This window comes from Winogradskyella sp. MH6 (genome assembly GCF_022810765.1).
GTDB lineage: Bacteria > Bacteroidota > Bacteroidia > Flavobacteriales > Flavobacteriaceae > Winogradskyella.
Genome location: NZ_CP094494.1, coordinates 275371 through 297574, shown reverse-complemented (window position 1 = coordinate 297574; position 22204 = coordinate 275371). Strand labels below are relative to the sequence as shown.

Below are 22204 nucleotides of genomic sequence, written 5' to 3'. Positions count from 1 at the left end.
AAATTTATATAACGTTCATTCGTTTAATGTCTTGTTTGTAAGCAGGTGGTAAAAGAATTTCCTTTATCATCCAATCTAGTTTTATGCTTCTAAAAAGTTTGTAAACTGAAACCATTGGTGTTAATAGTGATGTTTTTCTCAAACCGAGCATTTGTCTTACGGAGTCTGGTAATAACAAAATTTGCGATTCCAATAAAAGGCGGTATCTAAAAAAGCCTAAATGTTTTCTGTATTGCCTATAGAGGTCTTTGGTTAATTTGCTGTTATTTAGATTTTTACTCAAATGAGTTTTTCGTTCAATTAGAAAATCAGAGTAGGTAAGTGGTAAACCTTCTAGTTTCATTCTATGACCAACATTATTGAATACATTCAAAACTTCTTGTTTTTCAATAACTGTAAGCGGTCTTTGAAGTAATTCATATGAATGAATAGAGTACTCTATAAGCATAAAGAGTACATCTTTGTATGCCCATTCTGGTATGTTCTGACCTCGACTTTTTTCTACCGAACCATGAATAGAGTTAATGGTATCAATAGCTTTTATGGCAGCGTTTTTTTCTGAAAAGACAATAGCTCTAGCATAATTAACTGTTGATAATAAACGACCTAAAGGATCCTTTGGTAATTTACCCGTAAAATAGAGCCAATCCACAGCCTTGTTAAGCGCAAATTCAGCAGAAGCACCAGCAAAAACCATTAAAATGGTATCGCTTTTGCCCCAAATTTCTCTAACAATAGAATCTTTATCTACAAAATGCTCCATAACTTTTAAGTCTTGCTAATCAATTTTTCTAGCGCTTCAATATGTTTTTTAAATTCTGCTTTTCCGAGTTTGGTTGCACTATATCTGGTATTTGGTTTACGACCAATAAATTGTTTTTCAACTAAAATATATTCTGCATTTTCTAGAGCCTTGGTGTGGCTTGCCAGATTACCATCTGTTGCTCCAAGTAGTTCTTTTAATGTTTTAAAATCTGCGTACTCGTTTACCATAAGAACAGACATAATACCAAGTCGTATTCTATGATCAAATAGTTTATTTATATTGTTAATTATACTCATCACTTTCCTGCGAAGGCAGGAATCTTAGTTATTAATTAAATATTTAGTAATAATCTTATATAAGCCAAATATTATTATAAGAATATTGGCTATGATTAGTAAATAATAAGAAACAAATGCTATTTTCTCTAACCAAGTCATACTACCTAAGCTAAAATATGGACCTTTACTTATATCCCACATATCTTCATAACCCATAATGATAAGACCAATAATAATATAGAGAACAATATCTATTACTACAATTATAAAAATCCAGATAATTTTATCTAATGTTTTCAAGAGGTTGATTTTTAATTTCTGTCATACTTAAAATGCATCCACGTGCCATAAATAATATGCATTATTCCAAAACCAATAACCCAAAGCCAAAATCCATAACCAGGATAGTAGCTTGCAATTAATCCCAATAAAATCTGAATATACCCTAAATATCTAATATCGCCTAAACTATATTTTGAAGCACTTACTAAAGCTAAACCATAAAAGATAAGCATTAAACCACCAGTTTGCCCATAACGTCCTTGATCTAAAATAATAAGACAATAAATGCCTCCTACAAGTAATGGAATGAGAAAATTAAACAGTAGACGTTGTGATGAACTGTCCCATATCTTTTCGTCATTCTTCTTAGCCTTTCTTACTGTAAGGATTATACCTGTTAGAGCACTCAATAAAGCAATCATCATTAATACAGCCATACAAGTCCAAAATACCCAACCATGAAATATATATAGTTTACCATCGCTGTATGTATTTACAAGCCAAAATGCTATATACGCACCGATTAAAGCATATATTCCTGCTAAGATGCCTGACAAGCCACTTAATGAAATAAAACGCGAGGATTTATTCATTAAATGTTTTATCTCGCTAATGTCTTTTAAATAGTCTTCGTTGCTCATAATTTAAAGTACTTTGAAATACAAAGTAAAATAAATTATTTCAATTCAGCAAAACAATTTTAGAAGATATTAACTAAATTTATATTCTAAGAATTAAATAAAGCAAATTATGTTTGGACTTCTTTTGACAATAGCTAATATTTCTGGTGGTATACTACTTGGACTCGCTACACTAGATAAATGGGATGGTGAGAGTAATTTTTTTAATAAAATAGCAGGTGTGTTAGCACCATTTCAAACTGTGATTGGCGGAGCACTTGTGGTGCTACCCATATTAAAATTCAGCTTACTTGGCATTGTGAGTATTTTAGGAGGGATATTATTACTTACCCATGTTTTTGGAAAAGTACCAGCTTTAGAAACGAGTTTACGTAAATTGTCTGATAAGCTGATGCCTTTTAAGGCAATAATTGGTATAGCCCTTTTGGTTTTAGGGATCTTAAGTTTGTTTTAATTGAATCCTGCTGAAGACTATATTTTAAAACAAGATGAGCCTTACAAAACTATTTTGTTACAGCTTCAAGCTATAATAGAGGCAGTCTTACCCAATGCAGAATTACTTTTCAAATGGCGAATCCCGTTTTACTATAATGACGGCATTCCTATATGCTTTCTTAATAAATCTAAAGACTATGTAGATTTTGCCTTTTGGCATTTTGATAAATTGGAAAAATATACAGAGTATTTTATAGATGCGAATAGAAAATCCATACGTTCACTCCGTTTTAAATCTGTTGAAGATATTAATGATGAAGTTCTTGTCTATGTGCTACAAAAGCAGTTAGAGATCAATACTAATCCGTTTAAGCTTATTCTGGGTAAGAAAAAGACTTAAATTTTCATCATTTTAGCTTTTTAACAGCTCTACTCAATTTTCTGTTTAAATTGATACTAAGACTAAGCCTATGGTTTGAAATACCACTTATTGAGTTTTTAAAACTAATACCATAACCATAGGTAAGATTGAACATTCCACCAATGCTTGCGCCAAATTCTGGTAAAATTCTAAATTCAGATTCATTATTTTGATAGTAATTAAGAGCAGATAATCTTATTGAAAAGAAAGTTATTGAAATCTCATAGCCTAATTTTGGTGCAATTATAAAATCTTCGTTGCTCTTTAAATTGGTTTCAAAACCAACTCTAAACCCTTCAAATCCTACAATGGGAAGGATCTTGGGTGGAAAATTAGCACTGACTTTACCCACGGAAATATTAAATTCGGTAAATATTTCTTTTTGAATAAGAACGCCAGGAGAAAAAACAAATTCTATTTTTTCAGGTTCTTTTGATAATTGAGTTTCACCCGATTGAGAAAAACTCTGACTACTTAAAAATATAAAAATGATTAAAAAAATACGTTTAATCATCATTATAAGCTAGTCACTACTTTACGAATCTTTGTTAGGTTGGTTAATAAGCCTTCAAGATTATCTAAATGTAACATGTTTGCACCGTCACTTTTAGCATTAGCAGGATCAAAATGTGTTTCTATAAATAAGCCATCTACATTATTCACAACACCAGCTCTGGCAATAGTCTCAATCATGTCTGGTCGACCACCAGTTACACCAACAGTTTGGTTAGGTTGCTGTAAAGAATGTGTAACATCTAAAACGGTAGGTGCATATTGGCGCATGGTTGGTATACCTCTAAAATCTACAATCATATCTTGGTAGCCAAACATAGTACCTCTATCAGTGATCCAAGCCTTATCGCTACCAGAATCTTTTACTTTTTGTACAGCATGTTTCATCGATTCAGGACTCATAAATTGTCCTTTCTTCAAGTTAACAACTTTGCCAGTTTCTGCAGCAGCAACAACTAAATCTGTTTGTCTTACTAAAAAAGCAGGAATCTGTAATACGTCAACATATTCAGCAGCTTTAGCCGCATCAGATACTTCGTGGATGTCTGTTACCGTTGGTATATCGAAGGTTTCTGAAACTTTCTTAAGAATTTTTAAAGCTTTTTCGTCTCCTATTCCTGTAAAACTATCAATTCTGCTTCGGTTGGCTTTTTTAAAACTGCCTTTAAATACATAAGGAATTTGTAGCTTATCAGTAATTGAAACTACCTTTTCGGCAATACGTAGTGCCATATCTTCTCCTTCAATAGCACAAGGGCCACAAAGCAAAAAGAAATTGTCGGAATCTGTGTGTTTTAACTTAGGAACTGTTGTCAAAGCTTTAGACTTAAATGTTAAGTTGCAAAGATAACATTTTAAAACACCTTTTTAATACTATTTCGTATAATCCAAAGCGACATTATAAAGTTGCCAAAAACTAGAGCTCCACCATAAAAGAGCAAACGTTTAGCAGATTCTGACCAATTCATAATATTTAGTAAATTGAATAAATAGGCAAGAATAAGATAAGAAGATAGACAAACAAACACAATGCCTAAAGAGAAATTAAGATTTCTGTTTGGTTTAATCAATTGCCATAAAAAGGGAATGCCAAACAATAATATTGGGTATGCAGAAATCCCTTCACTTCTATTAATAGTGGTAAACCAATAGGCAATTATACTAATAAAATAGAGGTATGGAATAAACTTGGTGTATTTGCTAATTGCATTCATCTGTTTTCAAATTTTAGGGTTCAGACGTAAACAGCCCAATTAGCGGTTGATTGTTAAGGCTTTTACTATTAATCAATTTTATAACGACAATTTACAAACTCAAATTGTAACATATTTAAAATATAACATATAATTAACGAAGTAAAAGGAATATGATGTACCTTTGCGCGCTTAAAATCAGCATCAGTTATGACGAAGATTAAAAACATTGCAATTATTGCGCACGTTGACCACGGAAAAACCACCTTGGTAGACAAGATTATGTACCATTGTCAGTTGTTTCGTGAAAACGAAAACACAGGAGATTTAATTCTCGATAACAATGATTTAGAACGTGAAAGAGGTATTACTATTACATCTAAGAACGTTTCTGTGGTTTACAAAGACACAAAAATAAATATCATTGATACACCTGGTCACGCCGATTTTGGAGGTGAAGTAGAACGTGTGTTAAATATGGCTGATGGTGTTTTGCTATTGGTTGATGCTTTTGAAGGACCAATGCCACAAACACGTTTTGTGTTACAAAAAGCTATAGATTTAGGACTAAAACCTTGCGTTGTTGTAAACAAAGTTGACAAAGAAAACTGTACACCAGAAGAAGTGCACGAAAAGGTGTTTGATTTAATGTTTGAGCTTGGTGCTGAAGAGTGGCAGTTAGATTTCCCAACGGTTTATGGTTCTGCTAAGAACAATTGGATGAGCGAAGATTGGCAAAAGCCAACTGAAAATATCGAACCGTTGTTAGATATGGTAATTGAGCATATTCCTGAGCCAAAAATCGAAGAAGGTACAACGCAGATGCTGATTACGTCTTTAGACTTTTCGAGCTTTACAGGACGTATCGCTATTGGTCGTTTAACCAGAGGAACATTAAAGGCTGGTCAACCAATTTCTTTGGTAAAAAGAGATGGTTCTATAGTAAAAAGTAAGATTAAAGAACTTCATACATTTGAAGGCTTAGGCCGTTTAAAAGTTGAAGAAGTACAAGCAGGTGATATTTGTGCTATTGTAGGTTTAGAAGGTTTTGAAATTGGTGATACAGTTGCTGATTTTGAAAATCCTGAAGGGTTAAAAACCATCGCTATAGATGAGCCAACAATGAGTATGTTGTTTACCATTAACGATTCGCCTTTCTTTGGTAAAGATGGTAAATTTGTAACGTCTCGTCACATTAAAGATCGTCTTACTAAAGAGCTTGAAAAGAATTTAGCGCTTAGAGTAGAGGAAACCGATAGTGCTGATAAGTTTATGGTGTTTGGTCGTGGTGTATTGCATTTATCAGTATTGATAGAAACTATGCGTCGCGAAGGTTATGAACTACAAATTGGTCAGCCACAAGTTATCATCAAAGAAATTAATGGTGAAAAATGTGAGCCTTTTGAAGAAATGACGATTGATTTACCAGAAAATGTATCAGGTAAAGCCATTGAAATGGTAACGATGCGTAAAGGTGAAATGCTAAGCATGGAAGCTAAAGGTGATCGTATGGTATGTGAGTTTATAGTGCCTTCTCGTGGTATTATTGGTTTACGTAACCAGTTGTTAACAGCAACTGCTGGAGAAGCTATTATGGCACACCGTTTTAAAGAATATCAACCTATAAAAGGTGGAATTCCAGAGCGTCAAAATGGTTCTTTAGTATCTATGGAAAATGGTACTGCAATTCCGTATTCTATAGATAAATTACAGGAAAGAGGGAAGTTCTTTATCGATCCAGGAGAAGATATTTACGAAGGGCAGGTTATTGGTGAAAACTCTCGTCAAGATGATATGACGGTTAACGTAACTAAGACCAAAAAGTTAAGTAACGTACGTTCTGCAGGTGCAGATGATAAAGCTAAGATTGTACCAGCAATTAAGTTTTCGTTAGAGGAGGCTTTAGAATATATTCAGAAGGATGAATACGTTGAGGTAACACCAAACCACTTAAGAATTCGTAAGATTCTATTAAAAGAAGTAGATCGTAAGCGAAATAAGAGTCTATAAAAACCAGTTAATTAAAATATTAAAAGAGAAATGCCTAAGGGTGTTTCTCTTTTTTGTTTAAAAGTATACACATGGAACTATTTGGAATTACAATTACAGAATATATAGGCTATTTAGCGTCTTTTATGGTATTGTTGTCCTTTACAATGAAAGATGTAAAGAAACTACGTATGGTAAACATGGCAGGTTGTATTCTGTTTGTTGTTTACGGATTTTTAATGCCAACGCTTCGTGTTGGTTTACCAATTATTATTGCTAATGCTGCTATTTTAGGTGTTAATATGTTTTATTTGGTTAAAGCGAAAAGTAAGATAAAACCACTTTAGAGTGTTTCACCTTTTTGATTGAAATCTGTAATTTCTCTGATTTTATATGGTCTTGTATTTTGTGTTTCGTAATAGGTTCGCATTTGTAAATCTATTGCTATACCTGTTGTAAAGAGTTGAACACCTACTAATAGCAGTAATACTCCTAAGATAAGAAGTGGTCTGTCACCAATATCATTACCTAGAATTTTTTCAATCAATAAGTAAATATTAATTACAGCACCAATAGCAAAAAATAAAATTCCAAGGTTTCCTAGAAGATACAAGGGTTTTTGTAAATAATTACGTTGGAATAGGATTAGGAGAATATCATTTATCACTTTAAAAGTTCTCCCTAAGCCATATTTAGATTTTCCGTGTATTCTTCGGTTATGATTTACATTTATCTCACCTACACGAGCGCCATTAAGATATGCTAATAGCCCTATAAATCGGTGCATTTCACCATAGAGATTTAATTCTTTGGCAATGTTATTTTTAAAAATCTTTAAAGCACATCCATGATCTTTTATATTAAGTTTGGTCGCTTTTCTGATTAAGAAATTGGCAATCTTAGAGGGCAGTTTTTTTAAGAAACTATCTTTTCTATTGTTCCTAATTCCAACAACTACATCCCAATTTTCGCTTTGCAACTTTTGGAGCATAGTAGGTATATCATTGGCATCATTTTGCAAATCACCATCCATAGTTACAATGTATTCTCCCTTAGCATTATCGATGCCAGCAGCCAAAGCCGAACTCTGGCCATAATTTTTACGAAGCTCTATGAGTGTTACTTTTGGATAATTTAAAGTTTTAATGGTATTTACAGTCTTATCTGTAGAAAAATCATCAACCAAAATAATTTCAAAATGGTAATTTTCTAATGCTTTATTTATATTATGAAGTAGTGGTTTAACGTTTTCTTCTTCATTATAAAGAGGTATTACCAAAGAGAGAGTAATTTTTTCCGAGTTCATGAATTAGCTGTGTAACACAAAGCTATTATTTTTTAATTAATGTATCATTGTATTGCGTGAAAAATAATTCTTCATGTTGATTGAAAAGAAAGAAAGTATAAATTCGTATTTTATTGTTTATGTTGATATCTATTTTAAACTCTATTTCGCATAAAAGAGCGCTTATATTTACCCTTTGTTTTATAGCCTTAGTTGGAATTTTGTTGTCCTTTCAAGGATTTGATGTTTGTGATGAAGGGTTGGCGCTTACTGTGTATCAACAGGTTTTTAATTGCCCAAGTTGCATTGAGTTTAATTTTTATAGATGGTTTGCGGCTGTTGTAGGTGGGTTATGGTACTTAATTTTACCAGATGGAGGAATATGGTCATTTAGAGTATTGACTGTAATAGGTTTTTTGGTTTCAGGATATTTTGTGTTTAAAATATTTAAAGGATATTTAAAACCTTATCAGATTGCAATTGGAGTTATCCTGTCTGCTTTTATTAGTGATTTTGGTTATTTAGTGTTTTATCATAATCATTTAACTATTGTGCTTTATGTTTTAATAGTTTTCTTCTTGCATAAAGGAATTGTGAACAAAAGGTTTGTAAACCTGTTTTTTGTAGGATTTTTAACCGTTTTTTGTGTCTTGAGTAGACTGCCTAATATTACATTATTAGCACTTACGATTACATTCTTTTATCCATACTTTAGTGAAGCTGATAGAATAAAGAAAAAGCGACTTGTATTTAACTTTTTTAAGTATTATACATTAGGTATAGTTATTGGGATTTTATGTTTTCTAATTATTGCATTTTTCTTAAATCATCAAAACTCTTTACTCAACTCATTATACAGTACAATTGGTCATGGAACGGCGAGTGATGGAAATCATAATGTATGGACACTCCTAAGTGTGTATTTTAAAAGCTATTGGATTGTCTTAATCTCAGGGGTTAAATATGTACTTATAGCAATTGTGTTTATAGGAATTAAAGGCTTCATAAAAAGCAAGTATTTAAGTTTAGTGATAAACTTCATTTTTCTATTTGTTTTTCTCAGGTTTTTCAAAGGACGAGATATTTTTGAGTTGTACTTTTTCATTTTATTAGCTAATACGCTTTTGTTGATTAATAAAAATACTAGTTTGTCATTGAAATTATTGTCTGTTATGGCTTTAATAGTGGCTTTAGTTTTACCTTTTGGTAGTGATGGAGCACTGAGTAATATGGGTTATGTTTCTATTTGGTTAGCCATGCCATTAACTATAGCTTCCTTAAGTGATGTTAATTTAAGTGTTTTCAAGAGGTTTAGTTTTAGAGGCTTTAAAATAGAGGTTGATAAAATCACTCTTTCTGTTCTCTTTTTTATAACTCTAATAGCATATGCTTCAAATAAAATATATAAAATAAGTAATGAGGCTTACTTTGATTCTGGAAGTCGATTTGAAAAAAGATATAGTATTAACGCTCCATTGGCTAATAATATATACACTACCGAAAGAAGGTCAATTATTATAAACGATCTTTTGGAGAATATGAGTGATTATGTTAAGCCAGATGATTATCTGTTAGCTTATGATAAAATTCCAATGATACATTTTTTGTCTCAAACAAGGCCTTATATGAATACACCTTGGGTTTGGGTTTACAGTGGAGAAATGTTTGAGGAAAAGCTCAAAAAGGCTGAAAAGGAAATCGATGTACTACCAATAGTTGTTCAACAAAAATTTGAAACTATTGTAGCGTTTTCAGAACCACTTGATGATTATATGTCAAAAAGTGGGATTGATAATAACTTGCATAGCAATGCACGTTCTAAGGCAATGAACGATTTTTTGAGTAGAAATGATTATCAAATAGTGTGGAGTAATGATTATTTTGTAATCTATAAACCAAACTAGAAGGGATAAATTGTATTTGTAAGGAGTCTTTTATAATAGGTAGAAATAAATCATATATCTTAGCTAAATGCAACAATTTGATATTAAATTATATCAATCAAAATCGAAAAAAAACTGGAATACCTTTCTCTCGGATAGCAACCAGCAAACATTTCTATTCCTCAGAGATTTTATGGACTATCACAGCGATAGATTTCAGGATTTTTCATTGATGATTTATGAAGAAGATGAGTTAATGGCATTATTGCCAGCAAACAGGGTTGGTGATGCTGTGTATTCTCATCAAGGATTGACTTATGGTGGATTGATATATAAATCGAGATTAAAGAGTCAAGAGGTGATCAACATTTTAAAAACAGTTTTAGAATTTCTGGATGAAAATGGAATTAAAACACTCTTGATAAAAGAATTACCTTTCGTTTTCTTGGGTAACCAGACTAATAATCTACTAGCTTATTTGTGTTTTAAACTTAAGGCACAATTGCAGCGTATGGATATGCATTCTACATTAGAACTAAAATTCAAAAGTTATAATAGAAGTAGAAAAAACGGTTATAAAAGAGGCTTAAAAAACAATCTTACAGTCAGAGAAACAGACGATTTTGAAAGTTTTTGGAATGAAATTTTGATACCAAATCTAGATGATAGGCACGATGTAAAACCAGTTCATAGCTTAGAAGAAATTCAACTTTTAAAATCTAGATTTCCAAATAAAATCAGGCAGTTTAACGTTTATCTTAAAGATAAAATAGTAGCAGGTACAACAATTTTTGAAACAAAACATGTGGCACACAGCCAATATATTTCTGGTAATGCAGATAAGAACACATTGGGAAGTTTAGATTTTTTGCATCATTACCTTTTAGAAGATGTTTTTACGGATAAGATGTATTTTAATTTTGGGATTTCTAATGAAGATAACGGACAACATATTAATGAAGGTTTACAGTATTGGAAAGAAGGCTTTGGCGCACGTTCTATCACTCAAGGATTTTACATGATCAACACAGCAAACCATAAACTCCTAGAGAACCTATACGTATGATTCCTTTTTTAGACTTACATAAAATCAACAATAGATTTAGAGAAGAGCTAAAAGCTTCATTTGAGAAATCTTTAGATACTTCGTATTACATTCTTGGTCCTAACGTTAAGAAATTTGAAACTGAATTTGCTCACTATTGCGAAACAGATTATTGTATAGGAACAGCCAATGGTTTAGACGCTTTAACACTTATTTTAAAAGGATACATAGAAACGGGAAAACTTAAAAAAGGCGACAAGGTCATGGTGCCTGCTAATACATTTATTGCTACAATTTTGGCTGTGATTCATGCTGATTTAGAACCTGTGTTAGTAGAACCTAATCCTAAAACCTATAACATTTCAATAAACGAGGTTGAAAGTGCTTTTACAGAAGATATAAAAGCAATAATAATGGTTCATCTTTATGGGCAACTCGCAGATTATGAAAGTTTAAAAACTATTTCAAAGCAACATAATTTATTACTAATTGAGGATGCAGCACAAGCGCATGGTGCCATTTCTAATTCTGAAAATATTAAAGCTGGAAATTTAGCAAATGCAGCAGCGTTTAGTTTTTATCCAAGTAAAAATCTTGGTGCCTTAGGAGATGGTGGTGCTGTAACAACCAATGATGAGGAATTGTTTGAGGCAATTTCTTTATTAAGAAACTATGGAAGCAAAGTAAAATATAAAAATGAGGTTATTGGCTATAATAGCAGATTAGACGATTTACAAGCTGCCTTTTTAAGTGTGAAACTTAAAACTTTAGATTCTGATAATGCAAGAAGACAGTATATAGCGCAGCATTACCTCAAGGAAATTAAAAATCCTAAATTGAGTTTACCCTTATATGACGAGTCAAAAAATCATGTTTTTTATGCGTTCGTAGTTGAGGTAGAAAATAAAGATGATTTTATTAATCATTTAAATAAGAATGATGTAGAGTGGCTTATTCATTATCCAATTCCACCACACAAACAAATGGCATTACAAAGATTTTCACATTTAAAATTGCCTATAACTGAACAAATTCATAAAAGAATTATAAGTTTGCCAATAAGTCCGGTATTAACTGATCAAGAGGTAAATACTGTGATTAAGGTTATAAATACTTATTAATTGAAAAAGTTTTTTCACTACATAAATAATGAAGTTTTAGTAAAAGCTGCGAGTCTTAATACAGCCAATATTAGTCTTAAGATTCTTGCGGGTATTCTTATATCAAAGTTTATAGCTTTGTTTATTGGACCTGAAGGTATGGCGCTTATAGGAAATTTAAGAAATTTTTTAAGTACCATACAGTCTATATCCATTGCAGGTCTTTATAACGGTTTTGTTAAACTTATAGCAAAGTATAAAAACCATATAACTGAGTTAACACATACACTATCAACAGTATTTTATTTTGGTTTTTTCTTATCTCTGATATTAGCTTTTCTATGTTACTATAATGCAGAGTTTGTTAATGAGTTGATTTTCTTTAATAATAACTATGTCTATGTTATAGAGACTATGGCGATAGTGCTTCCGTTTTATGCACTAAATATGTTTGTATTTGCCATAATGAATGGCTTCTCTAAGTATAAGATTTTATTGGTTATAAATATAACAGGTCAAATTTTAGGATTACTTGTCACTTTACTTCTAATAAAGCAAGAAAATATCGATGGAGCATTAATTGCAGTTGTAATTACACCAGCACTTAACCTTCTTATAACAATTGTAGGAGTTGCATTCAGAAAAAATTTAATGTCCTTTATAAATATAACAGATATTCAATTTTCTGTACTTAGGAATTTGAGCCCTAACATGATTATGGCATTGGTGTCATCTATAGCATTGCCAATAGTTTACATAATAATTAGAAATTATATTATTTCAGAAATAGGAATTAAAGAAGCAGGATACTGGACAGCGGTAACAAGAGTTTCGGATTACTATCTCATGTTTATCAATTCTTTAATGGCATTATATATTTTACCTCGATTTGCAGAGTTGAAATCTCGAAGTGAATTTAGAAAAGAGGTTTTCAGTTTTTATAAAACTGTACTGCCAATTTTTGCTATTATATTAGGCATAATTTATCTCAGTAGAACTCTGTTGATAAATCTATTATTTACTGAGGAGTTTAGACCCGTAGAAGATTTAATGGGCTATCAAATTTTAGGAGATTTTATGCGTGTTATGTCTATGGTTATTGCATATAAATTCTTAGCAAAAAAGATGTTTACGCATTTTATAATCATAGAAATCTTTTTATTCGTCATTATGTATTTTTCAAGCATATATCTTATTGATGCTTTTGGTCTAAAGGGTGCTGTGATGGGTCATTTCTTGAGTTATTTAATGCATTTTGGTATTGTTCTGCTCATTTTTGGTAGTTCTTTATTTGGAGTTATAAACGATGAGGTGGTAGACGATTTTTAAAAGCATTAAGCATGAAACTTCCTAGATTTATTAGAGATAATATTGTGCTTAAGATTACGTCGCTTAATGCGGTTGTCATTACGGTTAGATTAATAGTTTCCGTTTTTGTACAGAGGTTTTTGGCTATTGTACTTGGGGAGTCTGGGATAGCTAGTATTGGTCAGATTCGTAATGTTATGGGTATGCTTACCAGTTTTTCTACATTGGGTACCTTTAATGGAGTTGTAAAATATGTAGCTGAGTTTAGGCAAAATAAACCAGAGCTTGTAAAGGTCTTTTCTACAGCTTCAATTTTTCTTCTTTTAGGATCATTAGTTTCTGCAGTTGTGTTGTTTTTTGGTGCACGTTATCTTTCAGAGTATTTGTTTGCTTCCGCTTCGTTTAGTTATGTTTTTAAGTTATTGGCATTTGTGGTGCCTTTTTTAGCTATTAATAGAATGATAGGTGGTGTTGTAAATGGAGTTTCAGACTATAAAAGTTATGCTAAAATAGAACTCATAAGTTATCTGTTAGCATCCCTCGCACTTTTAATGGGTTTATATACCTATAGTCTCAGAGGTGTAATTATTGCAATAGCAATAGCTCCAATTATTCAGTTGTCGGTATTGATACTTGTTTTTGGTAAAGTTCTAAAAACCATTATTCCATTTCAACTTCTAAAAATTAATTTTTCATACAAAAACAAGCTCTTAGCATTTACGCTAATGTCTTTTGTGTCTACATTATTACTAAACTATGTAGAGTTAGATATAAGAACATTTATTGCTGACGATTTGGGAGTCGATGAAGCAGGCTATTGGACTGCCGTAACCTTTATTTCCAAAAACTATATAGTTTTTGCCTCAGGGTTATTTACGCTTTATGTTTTGCCTAAGTTTGCTGGTATAACCAATAAGGTAGATTTTAAGAAAGAAGTTATAAAAATTTACAAAACAATTTTACCAATATTTGGTCTGGGAATGCTATTGGTCTATGTTCTTAGAAACTTTATTATACAAATTGTTTACCCAGATTTTACGGGAATGGAGCCGCTCTTTAAATGGCAACTTTTAGGAGATTTTATAAGATTAGGATCTTTAGTTTTGGCACATCAGTTTTTGGCAAAGCGAATGGTGAAAAGTTTTATAATTACAGAATTGATATCTATGGGATTATTTTTGTTTTTATCTAAGATATTTGTTCAGTATTATGGTATAGAAGGTGTAGTGTTGGCTCACTTCGTTAGGCATATAATATATTTTGTAATGGTTGTAATTGTTATTAAAATGTATTTTAATAAACAAAAAGAAAACACAATCAATGATTAAGACTTGCAGTTTATATATAGATGGAGAACCTTTTGAGTTTAATGTAGAAGGTGATTTTTTTTGGGGAAATAATGAGCTACTTTATAAGGAAAACGGTAGTGTTATATCCAAGATGCCATGGCAAAACAGAGGCTTTAATGTTGTTAGAGCTTTTGAAGGAGATGAGTTTGCAAATCTAAAAGAATCTATTAGAACGATTATTTTAGAAGCTTTAAAAACAAACGAGGTTGAGGTTAAGGAGACTGAGTTTGAGTTAAAGGATTATCACAAATATGTTTCTACCAATGAATTGCACAACAAGGTTATTTCCATTACCCGAAATTTAGAAACAAAAGATTTTGATTTTGATATAGATCTTTTAGCAAAAAGATTTGGAAATATATTGGGTTATAAATTAACGTCTTGGGTAGAAGAACTTCAAAAATCCCATATTCAGATTAGAATAAGCAGACCAAATACGTTGGATATAAATCCACCACATAGAGACGGTTACCTGAGTTACTGGGAAGACATTATAAATGTTTGGTTACCCATAGAAGGATGTAACGAAAAATCTTCATTACCAGTTTTGCCAGGCAGTCATTTGCTACCAGAAAATGAAATATTAAGAACTGAAAGTAAAGGAGCAAAAATAAATGGTAATGTGTATTATGTACCATGTATTCTTGAAACAAAGTCGGGATCATTAAAAATGATAAGACCTAACCCTAAAGATGGAGAAGCTTTGCTTTTTACGCCATTTTTAATACACGGTTCTGCGGTAAATCAAAACACAGATATCACAAGAATTTCATTAGAGCTTAGATTTCCTAAAGTAAAAGGTTAAGACCACTTTTCTATGTATGCTTTTGCGCAATCAACATAATTGTGATGTTCTTCTACAAATTGTCTGGCATTTTTAGAAATTTCAACAATCAGTTCAGGATTTTCTATGAGCCACTCTAGTTTGCTTGCAATATGTTTTGGGTCAGGAAGTGCATTAATAGCAATGGAGTCTTCCTTAACATCGTAATATTCTAGCCATTCTTGCTCTGCTCCAGTAAACACAACTTTCCCTTTTGCCATAGCTTCTAGAGCATTAAAACCTTGGTCGTATGCATAGACCTGATCTAATAATATATGAGCTCTATCAAAACTCTCTATGTACGCTTTATACGGAAGATTTTTTACTACAATAATGTCTACCTTATCCTTATGTTTTCTAGAAATAATTTCTAAAGCAGCCTCAAAAAGATCATTACCTTTTTTGTAGTAGTTGTTCATGTTAATGCCATGAAAAATAATGATTTTGTCTTCAATTATTGGCTTTTTGTATTGTAAGGAATCAATATCGATTGCATGAGGTATCATGCCTAAATATTTTGGGTGCCCTAGTAATGGTATGTGATAATCTAAATCTTTAGAAATTATACCAGAAATTTTAGAGATAATATACTCGTGTAATGGTTTATGCGATTGAGATAAATAATTAAGCGTAGGCCTAAAATCTTTATCAGATATTTTACCTTCAAAGTAAGGTGTTAGTATAGAATATCTGAATTTTTTGTCATAAGCATAAGAAACACTTATATAATCTGTGCCAGTAGAGAGTAAAAAAGTTTTTTTATTCCAAGAATTTAGTAGCTTAAAAATAGCTAGTTCACCTTTGCGATCTATTAAAAACGGGCTTTCGTTAATATACTGTACAATATCGTAGTTAGAAAGTAAGTGCTTTTTGGACTTTATTTTATGTTTTGTATAATGATAAAGTAGATCTGTTTTGAAGAATTTGTAAAAAAAGACTCTGGTTTTTTTGAGTAAAAAAGAATTAAAAGGGTTGTTGATTTCAATATCTACATCAACCTTTTTAAAACCGTCTCTTGTGCCAATTACAAGAGCTTCATGACCGAGTTCGTTTAAACCTTTTTTTAAATTGTAATGTGTTCTGTTGTATTCACCAACAAGCAAAATCTTCATTTATATCATTACATTTGTTCCTCAAATATAGTTGTAAATGAACAAAACGAGCACAAAAAAAGTATGTATTATAGTTTACGCACTTGGTGGTGGTGGAGCTGAGCGTTCATCTGCAACATTATCTCAAATACTTTACGACTTAGGTTACGATGTGCATATCGTTACTGTTCTAGATATAGTAGATTATCCCTATAAAGGACAACTATTAAACTTAGGAAAGTTAAAGGCTAATGACGACTCTTTTTTAGGAAGGATTAAACGCCTTTTTGTTTTTAAAAATTATCTAAAAGAAAAAGATATTGAAATTGTTATAGATAGTAGACCGAGAGTGCAAGCTTACAGAGAATTTATAATAACTAAGTTTGTGTATAAGATACCTGTTATTTATGTTTTGCATAATTTTAATTATAAAAAAGCATTTACCCCTTATAAAAGATTAAATAAGTTTTTGTACAAGAATGAAAAAATGGTAGCTGTTTCTAAAGCAGCAGAAAACCAGTATAAAAAGGCCTATGCACTTAATGATGTTGAAACAATATATAATGGCTTTGATTTTGAAGGTATTTGCAAAAGTGCTGAACAAGAGGTAAATAACGGTTTAACTACTTATATTACTTATTTTGGTAGGTTAGATGATGAGCACAAAAATTTAAAACTACTTTTTGATGCTTACAAATTATCAAAAATAGCAGACCGTAACATAAAACTTTTAGTATTAGGAAGTGGGCCAGATGAAGCGAGTTTAATAGAATATGTAAATGAGATAGGTGTTAGGGATTTTATTGTCTTTCATGGTTTCGAAAAGAATCCTTATCCATTAGTGAAAAATAGTTTGTTTACAGTATTAACAAGTAGATACGAAGGGTTTCCGATGGTGATACCAGAGGCATTGGCTCTTGGAGTTCCTGTGGTTTCTGTAGATTGTAAATCTGGACCCAATGAAGTAATTGTTAATGAGCAAAACGGATTATTGGTAGAAAATCATAATGTTGAAGCCTTTGCAAAAGCAATGAATAGAATGATAGAGGATAAAGATTTATATTTACGATGCAAAGCAAATGCAAAATCTAGTGTGGAGCATTTGTCTAAAGAAAATATAGGCAAACAATGGAAAGCCATTCTTCAATAAGAAAAGATAAACTAATGCAAAATATTTCATTAATAAATATTCCTAAGGTACACGATCATCGTGGTAGTCTTGCAGTGGTAGAGAATAATACCATTCCGTTTGGTATAAAAAGAATTTACTACCTGTACGATGTGCCAAGCGATAGTTACAGAGGTGGACATGCACACAAAGAACAAGAGTCTGTAATTATTGCCTTAAGCGGAAGTTTTGAAGTAATTACCAATGATGGCATTAATGAAAAGCGAACATTATTGAACAAACCAAACATGGGTTTATATATTTCTACTAACGTTTGGAGAGAAATTGAAAATTTTTCTTCTGGTGCTGTTTGCTTAGTTCTGGCTTCAACAGAGTTTAACGAAGCCGAATATATAAGAGATTACGAAGAATTTAAATTATTTGTTGGCAGATAGGTAAATCTTATGTCTAATCAAAAAAGCATGAAGATTTTTAAGGTAAAGAAGAAGCGTTCTGGGCAAATAAAGTGTTATTAGCTGCTTTAGATTGAGGTTTTCTTTTTTAATGTCTGCTTTTAGCTGTTTTACTTTAGAGTTATCGCTACCTAGCAATTTATAACGTATGGCAAGAGCATGTCTATTAATATCCATATAAAATTTTAGCGAAGGGTTTTTTTGCTCTTCGTTTTTATAACTATTGATAAACTCATAACGCGAATCATTATAATCTCTGTTGGATAGGCTAGAGGTATCAAAAAAATTATAGACCATAGTAACTTTAGGGTTAAAGGCTACTCTGCCAAACAATGCAAATTGCACCCAAAGATCTATATCCTGACCTGTTTTTAATTCTTCTTTATAGCCATCAATTTTAAAATAATCCTCTTTTTTGAAAGACGAAGACGAAGAGCTCGGAATATAATTAATAACGTTGGCTCTAAAAAAATCTTCGATAATTAAAGGTTCGCTTTTATACTTAAAATTAAAAACGGCTGGTGTTGTAAAGTCTTTACTTCTTTTAATATTATAATTGGTGCAATACAATACAGCATAAGGAAAGCAGTCTATAGTTTCTTTTAGCGCACTCAAATGATTGGGTTTCCATACATCATCAGCGTCTAATAGAGCTATATACTTACCATTGGCAGTTTTAATCCCATTAGCTCGTGCTACTGAAGCACCTTTGTTGGGCTGTTGTATGAGCTTAATTCTTGGGTCAGTAAAGGTTTCAACAACCTTTACACTTTCATCTTTAGATCCATCATCAACGATGATAACTTCATAATCGGTAAAAGTTTGGTCTAAAACACTTTTTAGTGTTGAGGCAATATAGTTTGCCTTATTGTAAAGCGGTATTACAACTGAAAAAAAAGCCATTATTCTTTAAGATTAATGTGGCAAAAATACGTTAATCTAAACAAGTCAAAAACTATGAGCGAAGGATGCTTAGATTTAAGATTTACTGCAAAAAAAGACTTGCTAAACCTGTAAGTAAAAGCTAAAGGATAGTTTAGTCCAAATTGTTTTAGTTTCAAAAATACATTTAAAAACGTTATAAAATCTGGTGCGATTAATTTAGACTTATATATGTAGTTAAGGTTGTTTAAGGCTTTTTTGGTCTTTTCTATATAGACTATATTTAAATCTACATCTCCATGCAAAATAGGATTGTCTATGTGCTTTACCTTAGCTTTTATGTTGCTTAGTTGGTAGGCAAACAAAGTGTCTTCATGGCCATATTTAATCAAGGATTTTTCAAAACCTATTTTTTTAAAGGTGTGTAATTTTATCAAGGTGTTGTTAAAAAGGACACTTTTATAAATGGATTTGTCTCGTTGTTTAACTGTACGGTCTTCTCTAAATTTTCCGTATTTCCACCGCAATTTTCTGTCGTTCTCAACACTTTCAGGATGTACTCTACCACCATAAACAACATCAAAATCTTCTGATATAGATTTTAAATAATCTGACAAAAAAGTTGGTTTTATAACCACGGAATCACCATCTATAAAAAGGAGATTTTCGTATTTAGATTTTTCAACCAAATCATTTCTATTGTTGCTTAAACCAGCATTATTTTCATTTTCAAAAAAAGAACAATGTTCAAGATCGTTTATTTTTTGGTTTTCTAGGTTTAATGCTGATTTTGAACCATCATCATTAGATAAGATTTCAAAAATAATATTGGCTTCTATAGCTTGCGCGTGCAAACTTTTAACTAAAGGATATACATTGTAATTGTATGTGGGAATAAGAATTGAGAGCATAAATTAACTCTTTCGTTGCACCACTTCAAAAACTTTGTTTTCATCACACTTTAAGGTTTTACTTGGGTATTTTAAAAGCAAAGCATAATCGTGTGTAGCCATAAGAATGGTATTGCCATTTTTATTAATGTCTTGGAGTACTTCCATAACTTCAATACTGGTCTGTGGATCTAGATTACCTGTTGGCTCATCGGCTAAAATTAATTCCGGATCGTTAAGCAAGGCTCTTGCAATTGCAATACGCTGTTGCTCACCACCAGAAAGCTCGTGTGGGAATTTAAAGCCTTTGGTTTTCATGGCTACTTTGTCCAAAACCTTCTCTATACGTTCTTTTATTTTGTCTTTGTCTTTCCAACCAGTAGCTTTTAAAACAAATTCAAGATTGCCGTTTATAGTTCTATCTGGTAACAACTTAAAATCCTGAAAAACAATTCCTAGTTTTCTGCGTAAATACGGAATGTCTTTTTCCTTCATGGTTCTTAAGTTAAAGTCTACAATGGTGCCTTCACCTTCTGTTAACTCTAAATCACCATAAAGGGTTTTCATAAAACTACTTTTTCCGCTTCCTGTTTTACCAATAAGGTACACAAAATCACCTTTTTGCATTTCAAAGTTAACATCGGCTAATACCATGTTGCCACCTTGATATATTGTTGCATCTTTAAGTTGTAAAACAGTTTCGGACATATTTTTTCTATAAATTTAGTATCTGTAAATGTATGGCGTAAAATTTCAATTCCCAAATGCTATTTATAGCTTGGCATAGTAATTGAAAACTCAAACTTATGAGAAAATCAGTTAGCTTCATATTTCTATTTTTTGTGGCATTTTGCTTTGCGCAAAAGGAGTTTCATGTTTTTCCAATAGATGATAGTCAAATTAAAGGTTCCCCAAATGGAGATGGAAGCCTCAATAACCCATGGGATTTGCAAACTGCATTATCTCAATCTTCAGAACGTGTTAATGGAGGCGATATTATTTGGCTGCATAAAGGAATTTACAACGGACGCTATAAGAGTAAATTAAAATCTACAAACAAAAAGTATATATCTGTTTCGGGATTTGGAAACGATTTGGTAATTCTCAATGGTAATATACAGAGTAGTGTTAAGCAAGTCCTTGAAATTAAGGGTGATAAGGTGATTTTTAAAAATTTTGAAGTTACTTTTTTAGGTGATTATTCTAGAAATGAAAGTGATCGTAATTTTAAATCTTGTACTGGGATTTATCATCTTTCTGGAGTTGCAAAATTTCAAAATTTGAGAATATATAACAATCCAGGTTCCGGAATTGGTTCTTGGAAGCTAACAGGCGAAAGTATAATTGAAGATTGTACTATTTATAATAATGGCTATCAAGGTAAGAGAGGTCATGGAGTTGGTATTTATGTACAGAATGAGGATGAAAAATTTCGAATAATTAGGAATAACATAATTTTTAACAATTATTACAAAGGTATTGAGGTATGGTCAGCCACTTCTGTAACAAATAAAGAGTTTGTGAAGAATGTGTCTTTTGTGAATAATATTGTTTTTAATAATGGCTCACCTTCTGGAAGGCCATGGGACAACTTAATAATAGCATCTGGTGATGCTAAAGGAATTAACGTTGCTAAAAATGTCAAGGTTAACAATAATGTGTTTTATCATAATACAGACTTTAATGATTTTAAAAATTTTGGACATGGTAGTTCAATTACGCTTGGATATATTTCAAAAGCACTTGTGGAAAATATTTCGATATTAGACAACATCATTATTGGAAGAAATAATGCATTAAATCTTTTACATATTAAATCAGCGGAGTTAAGGAACAATATTGTGTATTCTGGTTATGTTCATTTTAAAAAGTCTAGTTTTAAAGCTTTGGAAGCCAAAAAAATTAACTTAAACCATAATGTATATTATACAAGAAAAAATTCTGGATTCAGAATATTAAAACATAAAGATTATACTTTATCAGAATGGCAAAATACCTTTGATGTCGATAAAGAAAGTGAATGGAAACTTCTAAAAGATTTTGAAATTAAACCAGTTTTAAAGATTCAAAAACTAAGCTCAAAACCTAATGAATTCAATGTTGCTTTGTTAGAAAAAAATGGCAATGATGTAACTGTTGACTTTAGCAATCATGATATTGAAAAAGGTTCCTCTTTTAAAATCTATGATGTAGAGAATAGAAATAAAGTTGTTAAATCAGGAGCAATTTCTAAGGATAAAAAAATTACTTTTCCTATGGGTTTAAAAGCTTTTGAAAAGCCTTTGCATAATACAATTGCCATAAAATCGGTAGATAATTTTGGGGTTTATAGAATTGTATTTGAGGAAAAAAAACAGAAAAGAAATGTATTCAAACAGCTCTTCGGATGGTTATTTTAACATTTCATAAGCTGGTTTATAATTATACAGGTTTTCTATCGTTATAAATT

At 31.5% G+C, this 22204-nt stretch carries 25 protein-coding genes; 13 read left to right on the top strand and 12 right to left on the bottom strand.

Features of this window, described 5'->3' with window-relative positions; genetic code table 11:
• Window positions 1-4: 4 nt before the first annotated feature.
• From MST30_RS01430 to MST30_RS01415, 4 genes are read right to left on the bottom strand one after another with little or no spacing between them, the layout of a single operon-like run.
• Complete coding sequence (locus MST30_RS01430; RefSeq protein WP_243472631.1) at window positions 5-763, bottom strand: oxygenase MpaB family protein; 759 nt, start codon at window positions 761-763, stop codon at window positions 5-7.
• Window positions 764-768: 5 nt separating this feature from the next.
• Complete coding sequence (locus tag MST30_RS01425; RefSeq protein ID WP_243472630.1) at window positions 769-1062, bottom strand: winged helix-turn-helix domain-containing protein; 294 nt, start codon at window positions 1060-1062, stop codon at window positions 769-771.
• 24 nt (window positions 1063-1086) lie between these two features.
• A complete protein-coding gene (locus MST30_RS01420) occupies window positions 1087-1344 on the bottom strand; it encodes a hypothetical protein (RefSeq protein ID WP_243472629.1) in 258 nt (85 codons plus the stop codon).
• Between the two features lie 11 nt (window positions 1345-1355).
• Window positions 1356-1967 carry a hypothetical protein gene (locus MST30_RS01415; protein WP_243472628.1) on the bottom strand — a complete coding sequence of 204 codons (612 nt, stop codon included), beginning with the start codon at window positions 1965-1967 and terminating at the stop codon, window positions 1356-1358.
• A 109-nt stretch (window positions 1968-2076) separates the two neighbouring features.
• Here MST30_RS01415 and MST30_RS01410 point away from each other — a divergent pair, with 109 nt between their 5' ends.
• Both MST30_RS01410 and MST30_RS01405 read left to right on the top strand, forming a co-directional pair.
• Window positions 2077-2421, top strand: a complete 345-nt coding sequence (locus MST30_RS01410; RefSeq protein ID WP_243472627.1) for a hypothetical protein — start codon at window positions 2077-2079, stop codon at window positions 2419-2421.
• Window positions 2422-2802: a DUF1801 domain-containing protein gene (locus tag MST30_RS01405; RefSeq protein WP_243472626.1), complete on the top strand. Its 381-nt coding sequence runs from the start codon at window positions 2422-2424 to the stop codon at window positions 2800-2802. It begins immediately after the preceding gene.
• Between the two features lie 7 nt (window positions 2803-2809).
• Here the strand turns inward: MST30_RS01405 and MST30_RS01400 are convergent, their stop codons facing one another.
• From MST30_RS01400 to MST30_RS01390, 3 genes are read right to left on the bottom strand one after another with little or no spacing between them, the layout of a single operon-like run.
• Window positions 2810-3337, bottom strand: a complete 528-nt coding sequence (locus MST30_RS01400; protein WP_243472625.1) for a hypothetical protein — start codon at window positions 3335-3337, stop codon at window positions 2810-2812.
• Between the two features lie 2 nt (window positions 3338-3339).
• Complete coding sequence (gene kdsA / locus MST30_RS01395; RefSeq protein ID WP_243472624.1) at window positions 3340-4152, bottom strand: 3-deoxy-8-phosphooctulonate synthase; 813 nt, start codon at window positions 4150-4152, stop codon at window positions 3340-3342.
• 38 nt (window positions 4153-4190) lie between these two features.
• Window positions 4191-4550, bottom strand: coding sequence for a hypothetical protein (locus MST30_RS01390; RefSeq protein ID WP_243472623.1), 360 nt, complete (start codon window positions 4548-4550; stop codon window positions 4191-4193).
• 189 nt (window positions 4551-4739) lie between these two features.
• Here MST30_RS01390 and typA point away from each other — a divergent pair, with 189 nt between their 5' ends.
• Window positions 4740-6539, top strand: a complete 1800-nt coding sequence (gene typA, locus MST30_RS01385) for a translational GTPase TypA (protein WP_243472622.1) — start codon at window positions 4740-4742, stop codon at window positions 6537-6539.
• A 71-nt stretch (window positions 6540-6610) separates the two neighbouring features.
• Complete coding sequence (locus MST30_RS01380) at window positions 6611-6865, top strand: uroporphyrinogen decarboxylase (protein WP_243472621.1); 255 nt, start codon at window positions 6611-6613, stop codon at window positions 6863-6865.
• On the opposite strand, the gene MST30_RS01375 is transcribed toward MST30_RS01380, so the two are convergent.
• Complete coding sequence (locus tag MST30_RS01375; RefSeq protein ID WP_243472620.1) at window positions 6862-7824, bottom strand: glycosyltransferase family 2 protein; 963 nt, start codon at window positions 7822-7824, stop codon at window positions 6862-6864. The two genes, MST30_RS01380 and MST30_RS01375, sit on opposite strands and share 4 nt — an antisense overlap.
• Before the next feature lie 119 nt (window positions 7825-7943).
• Between MST30_RS01375 and MST30_RS01370 the strand changes: the two genes are divergently transcribed.
• The 6 genes from MST30_RS01370 to MST30_RS01345 all read left to right on the top strand — a co-directional run bounded on the left by MST30_RS01370 (window position 7944) and on the right by MST30_RS01345 (window position 15293).
• A complete protein-coding gene (locus MST30_RS01370) occupies window positions 7944-9707 on the top strand; it encodes a hypothetical protein (protein WP_243472619.1) in 1764 nt (587 codons plus the stop codon).
• A gap of 67 nt (window positions 9708-9774) precedes the next feature.
• Window positions 9775-10752, top strand: a complete 978-nt coding sequence (locus MST30_RS01365; protein WP_243472618.1) for a GNAT family N-acetyltransferase — start codon at window positions 9775-9777, stop codon at window positions 10750-10752.
• Entirely contained in the window at window positions 10749-11852 is a 1104-nt protein-coding gene (locus tag MST30_RS01360) for a DegT/DnrJ/EryC1/StrS family aminotransferase (RefSeq protein WP_243472617.1), read from the top strand. Before MST30_RS01365 ends, MST30_RS01360 begins: the two co-directional genes overlap by 4 nt.
• The gene (locus MST30_RS01355) at window positions 11853-13160 is read left to right on the top strand and encodes an O-antigen translocase (RefSeq protein WP_243472616.1); all 1308 of its coding nucleotides are present in this window, start codon (window positions 11853-11855) and stop codon (window positions 13158-13160) included.
• A gap of 11 nt (window positions 13161-13171) precedes the next feature.
• On the top strand, window positions 13172-14467 hold the full coding sequence (locus tag MST30_RS01350) for an O-antigen translocase (RefSeq protein WP_243472615.1): 1296 nt from the start codon (window positions 13172-13174) through the stop codon (window positions 14465-14467).
• Window positions 14460-15293 carry a phytanoyl-CoA dioxygenase family protein gene (locus tag MST30_RS01345; RefSeq protein ID WP_243472614.1) on the top strand — a complete coding sequence of 278 codons (834 nt, stop codon included), beginning with the start codon at window positions 14460-14462 and terminating at the stop codon, window positions 15291-15293. The genes MST30_RS01350 and MST30_RS01345 overlap by 8 nt, the downstream gene beginning before the upstream one ends.
• Here the strand turns inward: MST30_RS01345 and MST30_RS01340 are convergent.
• Window positions 15290-16423 carry a glycosyltransferase gene (locus MST30_RS01340; protein ID WP_243472613.1) on the bottom strand — a complete coding sequence of 378 codons (1134 nt, stop codon included), beginning with the start codon at window positions 16421-16423 and terminating at the stop codon, window positions 15290-15292. The two genes, MST30_RS01345 and MST30_RS01340, sit on opposite strands and share 4 nt — an antisense overlap.
• Before the next feature lie 37 nt (window positions 16424-16460).
• Between MST30_RS01340 and MST30_RS01335 the strand changes: the two genes are divergently transcribed.
• Together MST30_RS01335 and MST30_RS01330 are read left to right on the top strand one after the other, a co-directional pair.
• Window positions 16461-17552: a glycosyltransferase gene (locus MST30_RS01335; RefSeq protein ID WP_243472612.1), complete on the top strand. Its 1092-nt coding sequence runs from the start codon at window positions 16461-16463 to the stop codon at window positions 17550-17552.
• Window positions 17553-17566: 14 nt separating this feature from the next.
• Window positions 17567-17965 carry a sugar 3,4-ketoisomerase gene (locus tag MST30_RS01330; protein WP_243472611.1) on the top strand — a complete coding sequence of 133 codons (399 nt, stop codon included), beginning with the start codon at window positions 17567-17569 and terminating at the stop codon, window positions 17963-17965.
• Here the strand turns inward: MST30_RS01330 and MST30_RS01325 are convergent.
• Genes MST30_RS01325 through MST30_RS01315 form a run of 3 tightly spaced genes read right to left on the bottom strand, consistent with a single transcriptional unit; the run spans window position 17948 to window position 20463 of the window.
• Window positions 17948-18886: a glycosyltransferase family 2 protein gene (locus tag MST30_RS01325; protein ID WP_243472610.1), complete on the bottom strand. Its 939-nt coding sequence runs from the start codon at window positions 18884-18886 to the stop codon at window positions 17948-17950. The two genes, MST30_RS01330 and MST30_RS01325, sit on opposite strands and share 18 nt — an antisense overlap.
• Window positions 18886-19776: a glycosyltransferase family 2 protein gene (locus tag MST30_RS01320; RefSeq protein ID WP_243472609.1), complete on the bottom strand. Its 891-nt coding sequence runs from the start codon at window positions 19774-19776 to the stop codon at window positions 18886-18888. Before MST30_RS01320 ends, MST30_RS01325 begins: the two co-directional genes overlap by 1 nt.
• Before the next feature lie 3 nt (window positions 19777-19779).
• Window positions 19780-20463, bottom strand: coding sequence for a cell division ATP-binding protein FtsE (locus MST30_RS01315; protein ID WP_243472608.1), 684 nt, complete (start codon window positions 20461-20463; stop codon window positions 19780-19782).
• Window positions 20464-20561: 98 nt separating this feature from the next.
• Between MST30_RS01315 and MST30_RS01310 the strand changes: the two genes are divergently transcribed.
• The gene (locus tag MST30_RS01310) at window positions 20562-22154 is read left to right on the top strand and encodes a right-handed parallel beta-helix repeat-containing protein (protein WP_243472607.1); all 1593 of its coding nucleotides are present in this window, start codon (window positions 20562-20564) and stop codon (window positions 22152-22154) included.
• Window positions 22155-22204: the final 50 nt, after the last annotated feature.